Here is a 15993-nt window from a genome sequence, read left to right on the forward strand (position 1 = left end):
GATGCAAAGTTGTATTGTAATGGATCTAATCTATCTGTTTATTCAATAAAAATGCCTTTATCACGTAAATGATGACCATCACCTTTACGACGGGTAAATCCACTTTTATCAAAAAACTCAAGGATTTGAATGGCTAATTTACGGCCAATTCCAAGTTCATTACGAAAATCCGCAGCAAAGATAACATCTTTTTCAATGCAGTAACGAAGTATTAACTCAGCAAATTGATGCATTTGTTCACTACTATAATACCTATCTCGTACAATGGCTGTGACTAGCCCCATCTGAGCGGCTTTTTTTAACACACGTCTTACAACATCTTCACTGTGTCCAATTTCTGCGGCAAGGTCGCGCACCCACCAGGCTTCTAAACGAGGAAAGAGTGACTGAATTTGCAACCATATCTGCTGTTGTTGAGTATCAAACACCAACCCATGTTGTGGCATATGCAACCAGCCACGGGTTTGCTTGATAGACTCATCATTAATAAGATCGTTAATAAATTTAAATACCAAATCTTCACTCATGGTTGGTAGCGCCATACGTTTTAACCGCGCTTTACCTACCCCAATTTGGTCGCTGTGAATTTCATTAAAGTTTTCAAGAACATCCACTAAGCGCGTTTTGGCAACTTGCGCTTTAAATAGAGATAAAACGCTATCACCAACACGTTCAATATCAATTTGCGCTAATAATGTTTCTAATTGGAGGTGGGTGAATTGTCGAGCCCAACTATAGTTATGCAGATTCAACTCACCCTGAGGTAATTGCAGCTTAAATTGCGCTAATTCATCATCTGCAGCACAAAGACGAGATAACCAATCTAGAAATTCAGGAAGTCTTTTACCTCGACGAGGTGAAACTAAGCGAATGACTCTAGCGCCTCCCAACGTTTGCCTTGCACTGATATCACGAATAATCACGCGGTCATTATCAGCCAGCCAAAGTGGCGTATCCAAAATCAATTCAGCTAAAACAGGCGTTTCACCATGATCCACCAGCAAAGAAACTCGCCCAGTAATATGACTAGCGCCATGATATAAATGCACTGGCTGCCAATGTTTAATTGGCAAATCGCAAGTAAGCTCCACAATAACACGTGTAGCCTCAAAAGCAGGCTGTTCTGCGAGCAGCCAATCACCTCGAGTAATATCTTCTTTATCAATGTCACCCGTGAGATTTAATGCAACACGATCCCCTGCTTGCGCAAACTGCGCGGCTTGATTTTGGCGATGAATGCCTCTTACCCTCACCGGCTTCTGCGCGCCAGTCACCCACAAGGTTTCACCCACATCTATCTTGCCAGCCAATGCAGTTCCGGTCACCACAATGCCTGCGCCTTTAACGTGAAAAACACGGTCGATCGCTAAGCGAAAGCGACGTTGCCTATTTTCATTAGTTTCACTTTGTTGATGAAGCTGTTGAAGGTAAAGCCGTAACGATTCGATACCACGTTCATCACTCACCGATGTGACAAACAAGGCTGTATCAGTCCAGCCTTGTTGGCGTAATTCTAATTTAACCTGCTCAGTAACAAATGAGATTTGCTCAGCATCCACACGATCCGCTTTAGTTAAAATAGCAGTAATGTTTCGACAACCAGCAAGTCTTAATATGGCAAGATGTTCGCGTGTTTGGGCCATAACACCATCATCACATGCCACAACTAGCAGGGCATGATTAATACCACCAATCCCCGCAAGCATATTGGCTAAAAACTTTTCGTGACCAGGCACATCAATAAAACCAATTGCACTACCATCTTGCTGTGGCCAGTAAGCATAGCCAAGGTCAATGGTCATTCCTCGTTTTTTTTCTTCTGGAAGGTGCGCGGTATTTATCCCTGAAATTGCTTGAATTAGGGATGTTTTACCATGATCTACATGGCCTGCGGTCGCAAAAATCATGAAAGTAAAACCTGTAATAATGCGTGTTCATCATCAAGACAACGTAAGTCTAACCAGAGTTTTCCCTCTTTAAAGCGCCCAATAACAGGTTGTGGTAATTGTCGCCAATTTGCCGCCAGACGCTCTAATGAGCCCCCTTTTCCATCTAAAGGCGCAAAGGTAATTGCAAAACTCGGTAACCTATCAATCGGTAATGACCCACTCCCAATTTGAGAAAGACACGGCTCTATTTCAACAATAAACTTATCCCCATAAAATGCCTGCAATGTCACTAATACATTATCAGCACTATTTTTGATGGTTTCAGGGGAACGAGTTAACCAACGCAATGTTGGTAAATCAGTCGTGAGTTTTTCTGGTGTGAGATACATTTTTAACGTAGCTTCTAACGCCGCTAATACCATTTTATCAACACGTAAAGCGCGTTTAAGGGGATGTTTTTGAATTGCATCAATCCACTTTTTCTTACCTAAAATAATACCCGCTTGCGGACCACCAAGCAGCTTATCCCCAGAAATTGAAACCAAATCAATACCTTGAGATAAATACATCTGGGGCATTGGTTCAGCAGGCAAACCATAAGCGGTCATATCAATCATTGAACCGCTGCCTAAATCAATCGCAGTGGGCAATTGGTATTTTTTACCTAGCGCAGCGAGTTCGTCACCTTCAACCTCAGCGGTAAAACCTTCAATACTGTAGTTACTGGTATGAACTTTCATCAATAATGCAGTTTGCTCATTAATGGCATTTTCATAATCACGTAAATGAGTACGATTTGTTGTACCCACTTCAACTAACTGACAACCCGCTTGCGCCATAACATCAGGAACCCGAAAAGCGCCGCCAATTTCAACGAGCTCTCCACGGGAAACGATCACTTGCTGATTTGGTGCGACTGTTGCTAATAATAATAAAACAGCGGCGGCGTTATTATTTACAATGCAAGCATCTTCCGCCCCAGTTAATGCACAAAGTAAGTCAGCAATAGCACGATCACGATGACCTCGCATCGCACCATCGAGAGAATATTCTAATGTAACTGGCGATCCCATGACCTGACCTACTGCATCAATCGCAGCTTTCGACATAACAGCTCGCCCAAGATTGGTGTGCAAAACAGTCCCCGTGAGATTAAACACATTCTTTAAGGCACTTTGTTTTAATGCATCATGGCGCACTGATAGCTCATTTAACCAATCGTCATGCCATGAAGGCAGTCGTTCTTCTTGAGCAATACAAGTTCGAGCTTGTTCCTGCATTTCACGTAAACATTCCGTTACCCAATGCAGCCCCGATTGTTCAACCAAAATTTGAGCTTCATCGAACTGTAGCAATTTATCAATAGCCGGAAGTTGACGATACAAAGCAAGATGCGATTGTGCCATAGTCACTATTCTCTCTTATCTACTGCTTTTTATTTTTCACCCGGAAATAAGAATGGATTAATACTACTACGTGCAAATCCTTCTTCTTCCATCCGTGCATCTAGTATAATTGAGGCTAAATCATCTGCGACAGCTTCAACCTTAGACTCTTTTTCTTGATATAAGATTTTCAGATAGCTACCACAGTCACCACAACTTTCAGCTTTCACTGCCGCATTTTTATCATCGAGAGACCAGTAATTTAAGTCTCGAGTTTGCTCGCAGTTACTGCATTTCACACGCACCATATGCCATTCGGTTTCACATAAATTACAGTGTAAATAGCGTAAACCTTGAGATGTTCCGATTTGTACAATGCTTGAAACCGGCATACTGTTACAAACAGGGCAAAAATGACGATGATCACCATGTTCTGCACGAGCTTTACCTGGAATATTGGCGGCCATTTGAGCCCAATACACAGACAATGCAGCCCAAATAAACATAGATTTATCGGCAGGAACCTTCTCAAACTGTTGGTTTAATAATGCTGTTGCCATTTCTTCAAGTTCAGTCTCTGACGCTTTTTCGATATTTTCTAATGCAGGGCGAACAGACTCGGGGACTACTGGCATTAACTCAGCAATAATTGATCTCAACAATTTATGCCAATGTGCTGTACGTGGAAACGTTTTGATATCTAACGGTGGATTGTTTGAATTAATTGCACGCTCAAGCACTTCCGTCATATCGACATCTAACGGATTATCATGTTGCGCATTATTTTGTGCGGTTGCGACTTCAGCGGCAAAATTAAGATAATCTGCAAAAGGATGTTCTCCGATACCCAGTTCTTTGAGTCTTTCAGCTCGTCGTTGATACAGACTTTTTAGGTTAGGAAATAGAACAGGAGGAATAAAACCTATTCCTTTTTCTTTCAATCTTTCTTGTCCTAACTCTTCTTTAGGAACGATACGAATACCCATTGCGTTCTCTCTTTTATATTTTTCATAACAACTCGCCCGAGTAAATCACTTTTTATACTCTATTGAGGTGTCTAAGTTCATAATTTTTAATCAGCGAAAAAGCGTCTTATCTAGCACTTAGGATAAAACAAAAGCAGCAGATAGGCTACTGTAACCCTTGCGTAGGTACGGGTAATAAAGCTAACCAGATCAAATTTTTCTCGATTCCAAGTATTACAAAATAAATTTGTAATAAAATATAACGATAAATTAAAAAAAGTAATAAGAATGGCCGAAAGTGCTAAATCAAAATTAAATATCAGTTAAGTTGATTTTAAATAAATTAAATGAATAGAAACCAAAGCTATTTCATATGTAATGAAAATCAAGCTTAAAAAATTCCAAGTCATAACTAAAGTATAAATAATTATAAGTTTAACATGGCATTCAGTCAGTTATAGTAGGAATGACATTTAAGCCATAGTATGGCTCTATTTTATTTATATTATTTTGTATTAAAAATTTAATATTTTAAATTTAAGAGAAAATCTAATTACGAGCATTGTAACCCTATGTATTAATATAATAAATAAAAACAAATCGAAAAGAGATAATCACATTAATATTTATTATAAATAAAAATAAAAATTCACCGAATTAACACTTGTCTATTTCCATATATTTAATCTACACTGAATTAGATGGCTAACATTATTATATTTTTCAGATATATTTGAGGTTAAAATTCATGCCCAACGCTAATACAGATTCTAAATTGTATACTCTAAATACAAACATCAAAATTGGTATTAATGAAAAAGGATCTCGAGAAGAATTTGATAGTATGGGTAAAGTGGATGTCCCTGCCCAATATTATTGGGGAGCACAAACACAACGCTCATTACAACATTTTAATATTGGCAATGATTTAATGCCAAAAGAAATATATCATGCCTACGGTTATATTAAAAAGTCCTGCGCTTTAGTGAATTTTAATGCAAATAGACTTCCCGATTGGAAAAAAGAGGCAATTATTTTTGCCACTGATGAAGTCATTAGTGGAAAACTTGACGAACATTTCCCTCTTTACGTTTGGCAAACGGGCTCAGGCACACAATCAAATATGAATGTGAATGAGGTTATATCGAATCGGGCTATCCAATTATTAGGTGGTCAATTAGGTTCTCAAATACCCGTGGGGCCTAATGATGATGTTAATATGGGGCAGTCTTCGAACGATACATTCCCTACTGCAATGCATATCGCAGCTATTTTTGCACTTGATGAGCAATTAATTCCAAGCATTGAAAAACTTATTCAAGTAATTGAAAAAAAAGCAGACTCATGGATGAGTGTCGTTAAAATTGGTCGTACTCACTTAGAAGATGCCGTACCGCTCACCGTAGGCCAAGAATGGCATGGTTGGGCAGGTCAACTCCGCGATTCTTTAGATGACATTATCCGTAGTAAAACTGATCTTTATAAACTTGCCGTCGGGGGCACTGCCGTAGGAACAGGCTTAAATGCGCCAAAAGGCTTTTCAAAAGATGTTGCAGATAAAATAGCGGAATTAACACAAAAACCTTTTATTACTGCCCCTAATAAATTTACTGCTCAAGGGTCACTTGATGCATTAGTACGTGGGCATGCAGCTATTCGTGGTCTTGCTGTCGCATTAATAAAAATAGCCAATGATATGCGTTGGTTAGCATCCGGACCTCGTTGTGGCTTCAGTGAACTGATACTGCCTTCGAATGAACCTGGTTCTTCAATTATGCCCGGTAAAGTCAATCCAACACAATGTGAAGCTATTGTTATGATTGGCATTCAAGTAATGGGCAATGACTCCACAATTGCGATAGCAGGTAGCCAAGGTAATTTTGAATTAAATGCGATGCGCCCTATTATTATTAATAATTTACTTCACTCTATTCGTATCTTAGCTGATGGTTGCCATAAGTTTAGAGAGTTTTCTGTTGAAGGAACTGAATTAAATAATGAAAAAATAAAACAATACGTTGATAACAGCGTAATGTTAGTCACCGCATTATCGCCTATTATTGGCTATCAAAATTCAGCGCATATTGCAGAAAACGCAATTGCCAAAAATATCACATTAAAAGAGTCTGCAATTTCTTCAGGAAAAATATCTGAAGAAGATTTTAATAAATATGTTAATCCTATTGATATGACCGGAAATGGATTATCGGGAGCTTAATTAATCCAATTCAGATTAATTAAAGTATATATCTTAAATTGAACATCTTAAATTGAATAGGTGAAGTTTATGTATAGTCGCCAAGCTAAAGTTATTGTTGAAAATAATATTCGAAAAATAAAAACAACTGCAAGAGGGTATCAAGTATTAAGAGATCCTTCTCTAAATAAAGGTACTGCATTTACCGCAGAAGAAAGAAAAGCATTAGATTTAAATGGTATTTTACCTCCCGTTGTCACAGAGGATATGGAAACACAATTAAATCGCGCTTACCGTGCCTATAGTTCATGCCGAACAGATCTTGATAAACATATTTATATGTGGCGTCTACATGATAATAATGTGACTTTATTTTATGCCTTATTACAACGTCATATGTTAGAAATGCTGCCTGTCGTTTATGACCCAGTAGTGGGTGATGCCATTGAAAACTACAGTGAAATCATTACTCGACCACGTGGAATATTCTTAAGTATTAATGAACCTGAATTGATAGAAGAAAAACTACGCGCGTTTGGCGCTGAAGGCGGAGATATTCGCTTAATCGTCACGACAGATGCAGAAGAAATACTAGGTATCGGTGACTGGGGTTCTAACGGCATTGATATTTCTGTGGGTAAACTGGCGGTTTATACTGCGGCAGCTGGTGTTGATCCGCACAGTGTCATTCCTGTTGTGTTAGATGTTGGTACCAATAATGAGAAATTGTTAAATGACCCATCGTATGTCGGAAATCGCCATGAACGCATTCAAGGTAAAGTCTACGATGATTTTGTTGACGCTTATGTTAAAGCTGCAAGAAAACTCTTTCCTAACGCCGTGTTGCACTGGGAAGATTTTGGCTCAACTAATGCACGCCGTATTCTCGATAAATATCGTAAAAACTTTGCAACCTTTAACGATGATGTTCAAGGTACAGGCGCCATTGTACTTGCAGGCTTACTCAACGCGGTTAAATTAAGTAAAACCCCTTGGACGGAACAACGCGTAGTCATATTTGGTTCAGGTACAGCAGGTTGTGGTATTGCAGACCAAATTCGTGACCAAATGATCCGCAGCGGTCTTTCTCGCGAAGAAGCGATATCCCGTATCTGGTTAATTGATTTACCGGGCTTGCTGACCGCAGATATGACTGATAATTTACTTTATTTCCAAAAAGATTACGCAAGAAGCAGCCAAGAAGTTGCAAACTACAAAAGAACGAAAGTGGATGTCTCTGTAGAAGCACAAACACGCTGGCCAGATATGGCTAACATACTAGCGAATCTTAATAAAGATAAAGGAATTATTGACTTAGCATCAGTCGTTGATCAAGTTAAACCAACCATTTTAATTGGCACATCAACAACACCTGGCGCATTTACAGAAGATGTTGTGCGTAATATGGCCAGCCATGTTGAACGCCCAATTATTTTCCCATTATCAAACCCAACTTTGCTACATGAGGCTACTCCACAACACCTCATTGAGTGGACTGATGGTCGTGTTTTCGTCGCAACAGGTGCACCATTTGCTGACGTGCTGTATAAAAATGTGAATTACAAAATTGGCCAAGCTAATAATGCCGCATTATATCCAGGACTTGGTTTTGGCGCGATTGTGGCAAAAGCAGAGCAAATTACAGATGAAATGATTTTTGCGGCAGTACAAGCTGTTGCTAGCCAAGCAACCTTAGGCTCTGAAGGGGCATCTTTGTTACCGTCTAACGAAGATTTACGTATTACCTCAAGTATTGTTGCGTTAGAAGTCATGAGAGTTGCAAAATCACAAGGTGTTGCAAAAGTAGATCCTAAAGCATCTGAAATTGAAATTGTTAGAACATCAGCATGGTGGCCAGTTTATGTCCCTGTTGAAGCAATCTAATTAATTTTTATTCCAAATAAAACGCAATAAATAAAAGGCGGGTTCTGTGATGGGATATTTTAAAAAAATACCCATCACAAATAACCCGCCATAATCATTACATTATTCTTAAAAATACAACCGTACCTTTGGCATAACAGTGAATACCAAATAAAATATTGTTTATATACCTATTTAAACTTTCAAAAGGTCAGGATAATAAATACGCTTAATAGCGAGTTCTAAGCCTCTAACCTCAGCTAAACCTTTAAGACGACCAATAGCAGAATAACCTGGATTGGTTACTTTTTTCAGGTCATCAAGTATTTGATGTCCATGATCAGGTCTCATCGGTATCGGTGGCAACCCTGCTGAATAACGTTTTTGTTCAATTCCTAAAATAGCTTTAACCACGGCAAACATATCAACATCACCCGCAATATGATTTCCTTCATGGAAAGTATTTGGGTTATCTTCTCTTACTGTTGAACGTAAATGGGTAAAGTGAATGCGATCACCAAATGTTTCTATCATTTTCACGAGGTCGTTATCTGCTCTTACCCCATAAGACCCTGTGCACATAGTAAAACCATTATGAATGCTATCGCAGCTCTCTTTAATAAACTGCATATCCTCGATAGTGGATACAATACGTGGCAAGCCGAGTATTGGACGAGGTGGATCATCTGGATGAATAGCCAAGACGACATTTTCTTCTTCACAAACAGGTACGATTTTCTGCAAGAAATAACGTAGATTTTCGCGTAGCTGATTTTTATCAACATTATTATATATGGCTAAACGCTGGCGAAATTGTTCTAACGTATATCCTTCTTCTGCGCCTGGTAAGCCAGCAATAATATTTTTAATCAGTTTATCAATATCGTCCGATGACATCTGTGCATAATATGCATCGGCTTGTTTAACTTCATCAGTAGAATAACTTGCTTGGGCATTAGTACGTTTTAATATGTGGATCTCAAATGCTGCAAAAGCAATATTATCAAAACGTAGTGCTTTGGAACCATCCGCTAACGTATAAGCTAAGTCAGTACGTGTCCAATCCAGAATAGGCATAAAATTGTAGCAAATCGTTCTAATACCACATGATGCCAAATTACGAATACTTTGCTGATAGTTTTGAATATATTGCTCAAAATTACCTTGCTGAGTTTTAATATCTTCGTGAACCGGAATACTTTCTACAACAGACCAAACTAAGCCCGCTTCTTCAATAATAGCTTTGCGTTTAAGAATCTCATCAACACTCCAAATTACACCGTTTGGAATGTGATGAAGTGCAGAGACAATGCCTGTCGCCTCTGCTTGTCTTGCATCGCTCAAAGAAACTGGGTCATTAGGTCCATACCAACGCCACGTATGCTCCATGGGTACTTCTCCTTCGATTATTCAAAAATAGTCTGATAAGGAATTGTTTCAAATAAGTAACCATCAAAATTGGGATCATCAAAATCAGAAAGCTCCATTAAAGTATTTTTAACATTCTCTAAATGTTGCCACATCTCTTTTTTGGCCAATTCTGGATCACGTTTTTGTAGTGCATTTAAAATATTTTCATGATCAATCAACCACTTCTTTCGGTAAGTTGTGTTATCGATGTGCTCATGCAATTTGTCCCACATCGGGCTATTTCGTCGAACAGCCCAAATATCATCAATGATCTTTGCCATCATGTCGTTTTTGCTTGCGCGAGCAATTAACACATGGAATTTATGATCATTTGCATCGTCACTTTCATTGTTAGCGACTTTAATTCGTTCATCTTCTAATAGCGCTCGGATCTCTTGTATATCGGCTTTTGTCGCATATTGTGCTGCACATGCCGCAATTGCACTTTCAATAACCTGACGAGCTTGCAGGATTTCAAAAGGACCATGATCCAAGTTTTTGACTTCATCAATCAATAAGTCAGGGTGATTAATAACATAAACACCTGAGCCTTTTTTGATAGAAACCAGCTTTTCAATTTCAAGCATGATGAGCGCTTCACGTACCAATGAGCGACTAACATCATATTTTTTAGCGATCTCACGCTCAGGCATTAACCGACTTCCTATCGGATATTCACCAGAGGCGATGAGCTCTTTTAACTGCTGACCTAGGTACTGGTACGAGCGGTATTGAGTTTTCATATATATGTACAACGCGTTGTCGAATTAAATTTATTTCTTCCACTCTAGACTATCTCCCTAAATCACAATGGTCAACCAATTTATTGAATATTCTCCGCTAACAAGTTAACCAATTTGTGATCACCTTCACTTATTGCCGGCTTTTTAGCCATTGTCTTTTATTTTTTTGATTGGTAGAGTGAAAAAAAGCAAATCTGGTTAACCAATAAATAAACCAATTAAGCTAAATGTGTCGGTTTTGGTTGATCAGTTGAGTATCCAAACATTGGAGTAAACAATGAAAATAATAAAAGCGGAAGTCTTCGTCTGTAGTCCCGGTCGTAATTTTGTCACACTGAAAATTACAACAGATGAAGGTGTTTATGGGCTAGGCGATGCCACTCTAAACGGTAGAGAATGCGCGGTAGCCTCATATCTGCAAGATCATCTTTGCCCACAATTAATAGGTAGAGATCCGCATAAAATTGAAGATATTCATCAATTTTTTTACAAAGGAGCTTATTGGCGAAGAGGCCCCGTGACGATGTCGGCTATCTCAGCGATTGATATGGCGCTATGGGACATCAAAGGGAAAATTGCCAATCTTCCGGTCTACCAGTTGCTCGGTGGTGCCTCTCGCGAAGGCGTGATGGTCTACTGTCATACCACGGGTAAAGATATTCCTGAAGCGCTTGATAACTACGCGAAGTACAAAGAAAAGGGCTTCAAAGCAATTCGTGTTCAATGTGGTATTCCAGGAATGGCGACCACTTATGGCCAAAGCAAAGGACAGAACCTCGCTTATGAGCCAGCGACTAAAGGTCATCACCCTGAAGAACAACTTTGGTCAACCGAAAAATACCTCGATTTTATGCCAAAACTGTTTGACGCTGTGCGAGACAAATATGGTTTCAATGAACATCTTCTACATGATGTTCATCATCGCTTAACCCCCATTGAAGCTGCGCGCTTTGGTAAAAGTATTGAAGATGCTCGTCTATTTTGGATGGAAGACCCGACGCCCGCAGAAAACCAAGCTTGCTTTAGATTAATACGCCAACACACAGTCACCCCTATTGCGGTTGGCGAAGTTTTTAATAGCATTTGGGACTGTAAGCAACTCATCGAAGAACAACTTATCGATTATATCCGCACAACGATTACTCATGCTGGCGGTATTACAGGTATGCGTCGTATCGCTGATTTCGCCTCACTTTATCAAGTCAGAACAGGTTCACATGGCCCTTCTGACCTCTCGCCTATTTGCCATGCTGCGGCGCTGCATTTTGACCTCTGGGTACCTAACTTTGGAGTACAAGAGTTTATGGGCTACTCAGAAGAGATGCTCTCGGTGTTCTCAATTAACTGGACATTTAAAGATGGCTACATGCATCCAGGAAATAAGCCGGGTCTTGGTATCGATTTTGATGAAAAGCTCGCAGCAAAATATCCCTACAAACCTGCATACCTGCCTGTCGCTCGTTTAGAAGACGGGACTTTGTGGAATTGGTAAATATTATTTAATTTTTGGAGTTCAACATGAAAGCTGTCGTAATTAAAGAACCAAATACATTACTCATTGAAGAACGTGCTATCCCAGAACCGCAAGCGCATCAAGTTAGAATCAAAGTACGTCTAGCGGGTATTTGTGGCTCAGATAGCCATATTTACCGTGGACACAACCCTTTTGCCAAATATCCACGGATCATTGGACACGAGTTTTTCGGTATTATCGATAAAGTTGGCAATGCTGTAGATAGTAAACGCATTGGTGAACGCGTATCGATTGACCCAGTACTGAGCTGTGGCCATTGTTATCCATGTTCAATTGGTAAACCCAATGTGTGTGAAACGCTAGAAGTGTTAGGCGTTCATACGGATGGTGGCTTTACTGAATATGTGACTGTTCCTGCTGATAATGCCTATACCATCCCAGATAATATCCCTGATGAACATGCGGTGACTGTTGAACCTTACTCAATCGCAGCAAATGTCACTTCTCACGTTAAACCAAATAATGCGGATATTGCACTTGTCTATGGAGCAGGAACCATTGGTTTGACCTGTGCTCAAGTATTAAAAGGTGTTTATCAAGTTAAGACTTTGATTGTCGTTGACCGTGTTGCTGAACGCTTAGCAAGAGCAACAGCTTGCGGCGCTGATATCGTCATTGATAATTCACAAATTCCACTTCCAGAACAGCTCAAAGCATTAAATATTCGACCAACACTCGTGTTAGATGCTGCTTGTCATCCTTCTATCATGCAAGAGGCAATTCTTATTGCATCTCCTGCTGCAAGAGTCTCTATTATGGGATTCTCGAGTGAGGCAAGTTCAGTAACACAACAAAGCATTACCAGCAAAGAAATCTCCTTATTTTCTTCGCGCTTGAATGCTAAAAAATTCCCAGAGGTTATTGATTGGATTGCCAATAAAAAAATCGATCCAAGCAAAATACTAACACATCAGTTTGCATTTACTGATACACAAGACGCCATTTTAACCTTTGAGAAAGACCAAAAAACCTGCTGTAAAATTCTTTTAACATTTTGATTTAATTAAAAATATAACAACACCTTACACAGTACCCTACGCGATTAATAGGATAATAATATGAACACTCAGTCGATAGACCCTACAGGGAAGGTTGAACGCAGCTCTGGTGATTTAACCAAAGCTGCGGTTTCAGGTTGGCTTGGAACCGCTCTAGAATTTATGGATTTTCAGCTCTATTCATTAGGCGCAGCACTTGTTTTTCATCAGGTATTTTTTCCAGAACAGTCCGCATCGATGGCTTTAATTTTAGCGATGGGAACCTACGGTGCAGGCTATGTCGCGCGTATCGTTGGTGCCGTCTTCTTTGGCCAAATGGGTGACAGGATTGGCCGTAAAAAAGTTTTGTTTATTACCATCACCATGATGGGAATTTGTACCACGCTAATCGGTTTCCTCCCAACCTATGCCCAAGTTGGGATACTCGCACCACTACTCTTAGTATTGTTGCGAATTATTCAAGGGCTAGGCGCTGGTGCTGAGATTTCAGGCGCAGGTACTATGCTTGCCGAATACGCACCAAAAGGTCGCAGAGGTATCGTGGCATCCTTAGTTGGTCTAGGAACTAACTGTGGAACACTCAGTGCAACTGCAATTTGGGCTGTCATGTTCTTTTGGTTAGATAAAGAAGAGTTACTCGCTTGGGGATGGCGTGTGCCTTTCTTAGCAAGCTTTGTCGTCATGCTTTTTGCTGTATGGTTACGACTGAACTTAAAAGAAAGCCCAGTATTTGAAAAAGTACAAAATATTGAAGAGCAAGAAAGTAAGGCCTCTACTCAAACACCAGCAAAAGAAAGCTTTTTCGCGATGTTTAAAACCAAAGCTTTCTGGTTAGCCACGGGTATTCGTTTTGGTCAAGCTGGTAACTCAGGGTTAATTCAAACATTCTTAGCAGGTTATTTAGTACAAAGCTTATTATTTGATAAAAGCATTCCAACAGATGCCATCATGATAAGTTCTGCAGTTGGCTTCTTAACCATCCCATTAATTGGCTTACTCTCGGATAAATTTGGTCGCCGTATTCCTTATATTATCCTCAGTCTATCAGCCATGTTACTTGCCTACCCGATGCTGTCCGTAATTGTTAATGGCGCGAACAGTGTCCACATGATCACCATTTGTATCATTGTCATTCATAATAGTGCGGTACTTGGATTATTTGCCTTAGAAAATATTACGATGGCTGAGATGTTTAATTCACGTAATCGCTTTACAGGTATGGCTGTCGCAAAAGAGATTGGTGGATTAATTGCTTCTGGATTAGGCCCGGTATTAGCAGGTATTTTCTGTAGTATTACAGGCAGTTGGTGGCCAATTGCCATCATGATTATTGTCTACTCTGCAATCTCTTTAATTACTGCAATCATTATGCCTGAAGTCAAAGATCGTGATTTAACTAGCCCATTAGATGCCGTTGAAGAACTTGAGCAACAAAAAGGTAAAGTCAAATATGCAACTGTCAACGAATAACCTAAATCAATTACCAAAATCTATCAAAGTACCGAGCTATGATAGAAATCAGGTTAAGACAAAAATGCTGCACCTTGGATTCGGCGCGTTTCATCGCGCCCACCAAGCCATCTTTGCAGAAATATTAGCATCGGAGCATCAAAGTGATTGGGGATTTTGTGAAGTTAATTTAGTCGGTGGTGAGCAGCAAATTAATGACTTAATTGCACAAGATTATTTATACAATGTCTGTGAGATGCAAGGTGATAACTGGCAAACTCGGACTGTTGGCGTCGTAAAAGAAGCCTTACATCCTGAAATTCATGGGATAGATGCTGTGATTAATCGTATGTTAGACCCAAATATCGCGATTGTTTCAATGACAGTGACTGAAAAAGGCTATTGCTATGTACCAGCAACCGGTTCTATTGACTTTGAGAATGCAGCCATTGCCCATGATTTACAATCACCAGAAATACCCAAGTCACTGCCCGGTTTGATTGTTGAAACGCTCAAACGTCGCAAAGAACAAGGTATTGCGCCCTTTACGGTGATGTCTTGCGATAATATGCCTGAAAATGGCCATATTACTAAAAATGTTATCCTCGCGATGGCAAATAAGCGTGATCCCGAACTAGCGAAATGGATAGCAGACAACGTGACTTTTCCATCAACGATGGTGGATAGAATTGTACCTGCTATGACGCCTGAGACCGCAGTTAAAATTCAGTCACAACTAGGCCAAATCGTCGATAACGTCGCAATAGCCTGTGAACCCTTCAAACAATGGGTGATTGAAGATAATTTTGTTGCAGGTCGCCCTGAATGGGAAAAAGCGGGAGCTCAACTTGTTAGCAATGTTATCCCATTTGAAGAAATGAAACTGCGCATGTTAAATGGTAGCCATTCATTTCTGGCTTACTTAGGGTATCTCGCTGGCTATCAATACATTAATGAATGTATGCAAGATAGCGCTTATGAAAAAGCCGCTTATTATCTAATGGTGAATGAGCAAGCACCGACTTTATCAATCAAAAATGTCGATTTACCTCAATACGCCAATGCATTGATTGAACGCTTTAAAAATACCGGTCTCAAACATCGTACATGGCAAATCGCTATGGATGGCACATTAAAGCTTTCCCAGCGATTACTTGATTCCATTCAAATCCATCTCAATAATGGAAGCTCATTTGATTATTTAGCCTTAGCTGTTGCAGGCTGGATGAGGTATGTCAGCGGTAAAGATGATAATCAAGCTCAAATTCAAATTAGTGACCCACTAGCAACTAAACTCGCTGAGCTTGTAGCACAAAGTGAAGATGATGAAAGCCGAGTAACTTCATTGCTATCATTAGACTCACTCTTCTGTGCAGAGCTTGTTAACAATGCATTATTTACTGAAAAAGTGACAAATTTCTATCTGTCACTCAGAGATAATGGTGCTAAAAAGACGATTGAAACACTCAACAATCTTCATTCCTTATAACGGTTCAATTTTTACCCGATTCATTTAATCACAAAACCTGATACTGTAACTCTGGTATCAGGTTTTTTGTT

The 15993-nt window shown here is 39.6% G+C and carries 11 protein-coding genes; 6 read left to right on the forward strand and 5 right to left on the reverse strand.

The genetic code is table 11. The features are described 5' to 3' along the window. Positions 1–38: 38 nt before the first annotated feature. The 3 genes from selB to fdhE are packed head-to-tail and all read right to left on the reverse strand — an operon-like array spanning position 39 to position 4260. Complete coding sequence (gene selB / locus AAZR93_RS16930; protein ID WP_434720495.1) at positions 39–1907, reverse strand: selenocysteine-specific translation elongation factor; 1869 nt, start codon at positions 1905–1907, stop codon at positions 39–41. Next, positions 1904–3295 carry an L-seryl-tRNA(Sec) selenium transferase gene (selA, locus tag AAZR93_RS16935; RefSeq protein ID WP_336428623.1) on the reverse strand — a complete coding sequence of 464 codons (1392 nt, stop codon included), beginning with the start codon at positions 3293–3295 and terminating at the stop codon, positions 1904–1906. The genes selB and selA overlap by 4 nt, the downstream gene beginning before the upstream one ends. Positions 3296–3324: 29 nt before the next feature. Then, on the reverse strand, positions 3325–4260 hold the full coding sequence (fdhE, locus tag AAZR93_RS16940; protein ID WP_294101472.1) for a formate dehydrogenase accessory protein FdhE: 936 nt from the start codon (positions 4258–4260) through the stop codon (positions 3325–3327). Positions 4261–4987: 727 nt separating this feature from the next. Between fdhE and fumC the strand changes: the two genes are divergently transcribed. Together fumC and AAZR93_RS16950 are read left to right on the forward strand one after the other, a co-directional pair. Further along, the gene (gene fumC, locus AAZR93_RS16945; protein WP_294101477.1) at positions 4988–6457 is read left to right on the forward strand and encodes a class II fumarate hydratase; all 1470 of its coding nucleotides are present in this window, start codon (positions 4988–4990) and stop codon (positions 6455–6457) included. 69 nt (positions 6458–6526) lie between these two features. Then, entirely contained in the window at positions 6527–8320 is a 1794-nt protein-coding gene (locus AAZR93_RS16950; protein ID WP_434720496.1) for an NAD-dependent malic enzyme, read from the forward strand. Between the two features lie 174 nt (positions 8321–8494). On the opposite strand, the gene uxuA is transcribed toward AAZR93_RS16950, so the two are convergent. Both uxuA and AAZR93_RS16960 read right to left on the reverse strand, forming a co-directional pair. Further along, positions 8495–9688 (reverse strand): mannonate dehydratase, encoded by a 1194-nt coding sequence (uxuA, locus tag AAZR93_RS16955; protein WP_434720497.1) that lies wholly within the window; start codon positions 9686–9688, stop codon positions 8495–8497. Between the two features lie 17 nt (positions 9689–9705). Beyond that, positions 9706–10452: an FCD domain-containing protein gene (locus AAZR93_RS16960; RefSeq protein ID WP_294101486.1), complete on the reverse strand. Its 747-nt coding sequence runs from the start codon at positions 10450–10452 to the stop codon at positions 9706–9708. 277 nt (positions 10453–10729) lie between these two features. On the opposite strand from AAZR93_RS16960, the gene manD reads away from it, so the two are divergent. From manD to AAZR93_RS16980, 4 genes are read left to right on the forward strand one after another with little or no spacing between them, the layout of a single operon-like run. After that, positions 10730–11944 carry a D-mannonate dehydratase ManD gene (manD, locus tag AAZR93_RS16965; RefSeq protein ID WP_434720498.1) on the forward strand — a complete coding sequence of 405 codons (1215 nt, stop codon included), beginning with the start codon at positions 10730–10732 and terminating at the stop codon, positions 11942–11944. A 26-nt stretch (positions 11945–11970) separates the two neighbouring features. Further along, positions 11971–12984, forward strand: coding sequence for a Zn-dependent oxidoreductase (locus AAZR93_RS16970; protein WP_434720499.1), 1014 nt, complete (start codon positions 11971–11973; stop codon positions 12982–12984). Positions 12985–13044: 60 nt separating this feature from the next. Then, positions 13045–14454: an MFS transporter gene (locus tag AAZR93_RS16975; protein WP_434720500.1), complete on the forward strand. Its 1410-nt coding sequence runs from the start codon at positions 13045–13047 to the stop codon at positions 14452–14454. Next, the gene (locus AAZR93_RS16980; RefSeq protein WP_434720501.1) at positions 14435–15922 is read left to right on the forward strand and encodes a mannitol dehydrogenase family protein; all 1488 of its coding nucleotides are present in this window, start codon (positions 14435–14437) and stop codon (positions 15920–15922) included. The genes AAZR93_RS16975 and AAZR93_RS16980 overlap by 20 nt, the downstream gene beginning before the upstream one ends. Positions 15923–15993: the final 71 nt, after the last annotated feature.

The sequence above is a fragment of the Providencia sp. Je.9.19 genome (genome assembly GCF_051129765.1).
In the GTDB taxonomy this organism is placed as follows: Bacteria; Pseudomonadota; Gammaproteobacteria; order Enterobacterales; family Enterobacteriaceae; genus Providencia.

Excerpts from the sequence above, each read along its gene's own strand:
- selB (WP_434720495.1), bottom strand. The coding sequence starts at position 1,907 with ATGATTTTTGCGACCGCAGGCCATGTAGATCATGGTAAAACATCCCTA.
- selA (WP_336428623.1), bottom strand. The coding sequence starts at position 3,295 with ATGGCACAATCGCATCTTGCTTTGTATCGTCAACTTCCGGCTATTGAT.
- fdhE (WP_294101472.1), bottom strand. The coding sequence starts at position 4,260 with ATGGGTATTCGTATCGTTCCTAAAGAAGAGTTAGGACAAGAAAGATTG.
- fumC (WP_294101477.1), top strand. The coding sequence starts at position 4,988 with ATGCCCAACGCTAATACAGATTCTAAATTGTATACTCTAAATACAAAC.
- AAZR93_RS16950 (WP_434720496.1), top strand. The coding sequence starts at position 6,527 with ATGTATAGTCGCCAAGCTAAAGTTATTGTTGAAAATAATATTCGAAAA.
- uxuA (WP_434720497.1), bottom strand. The coding sequence starts at position 9,688 with ATGGAGCATACGTGGCGTTGGTATGGACCTAATGACCCAGTTTCTTTG.
- AAZR93_RS16960 (WP_294101486.1), bottom strand. The coding sequence starts at position 10,452 with ATGAAAACTCAATACCGCTCGTACCAGTACCTAGGTCAGCAGTTAAAA.
- manD (WP_434720498.1), top strand. The coding sequence starts at position 10,730 with ATGAAAATAATAAAAGCGGAAGTCTTCGTCTGTAGTCCCGGTCGTAAT.
- AAZR93_RS16970 (WP_434720499.1), top strand. The coding sequence starts at position 11,971 with ATGAAAGCTGTCGTAATTAAAGAACCAAATACATTACTCATTGAAGAA.
- AAZR93_RS16975 (WP_434720500.1), top strand. The coding sequence starts at position 13,045 with ATGAACACTCAGTCGATAGACCCTACAGGGAAGGTTGAACGCAGCTCT.
- AAZR93_RS16980 (WP_434720501.1), top strand. The coding sequence starts at position 14,435 with ATGCAACTGTCAACGAATAACCTAAATCAATTACCAAAATCTATCAAA.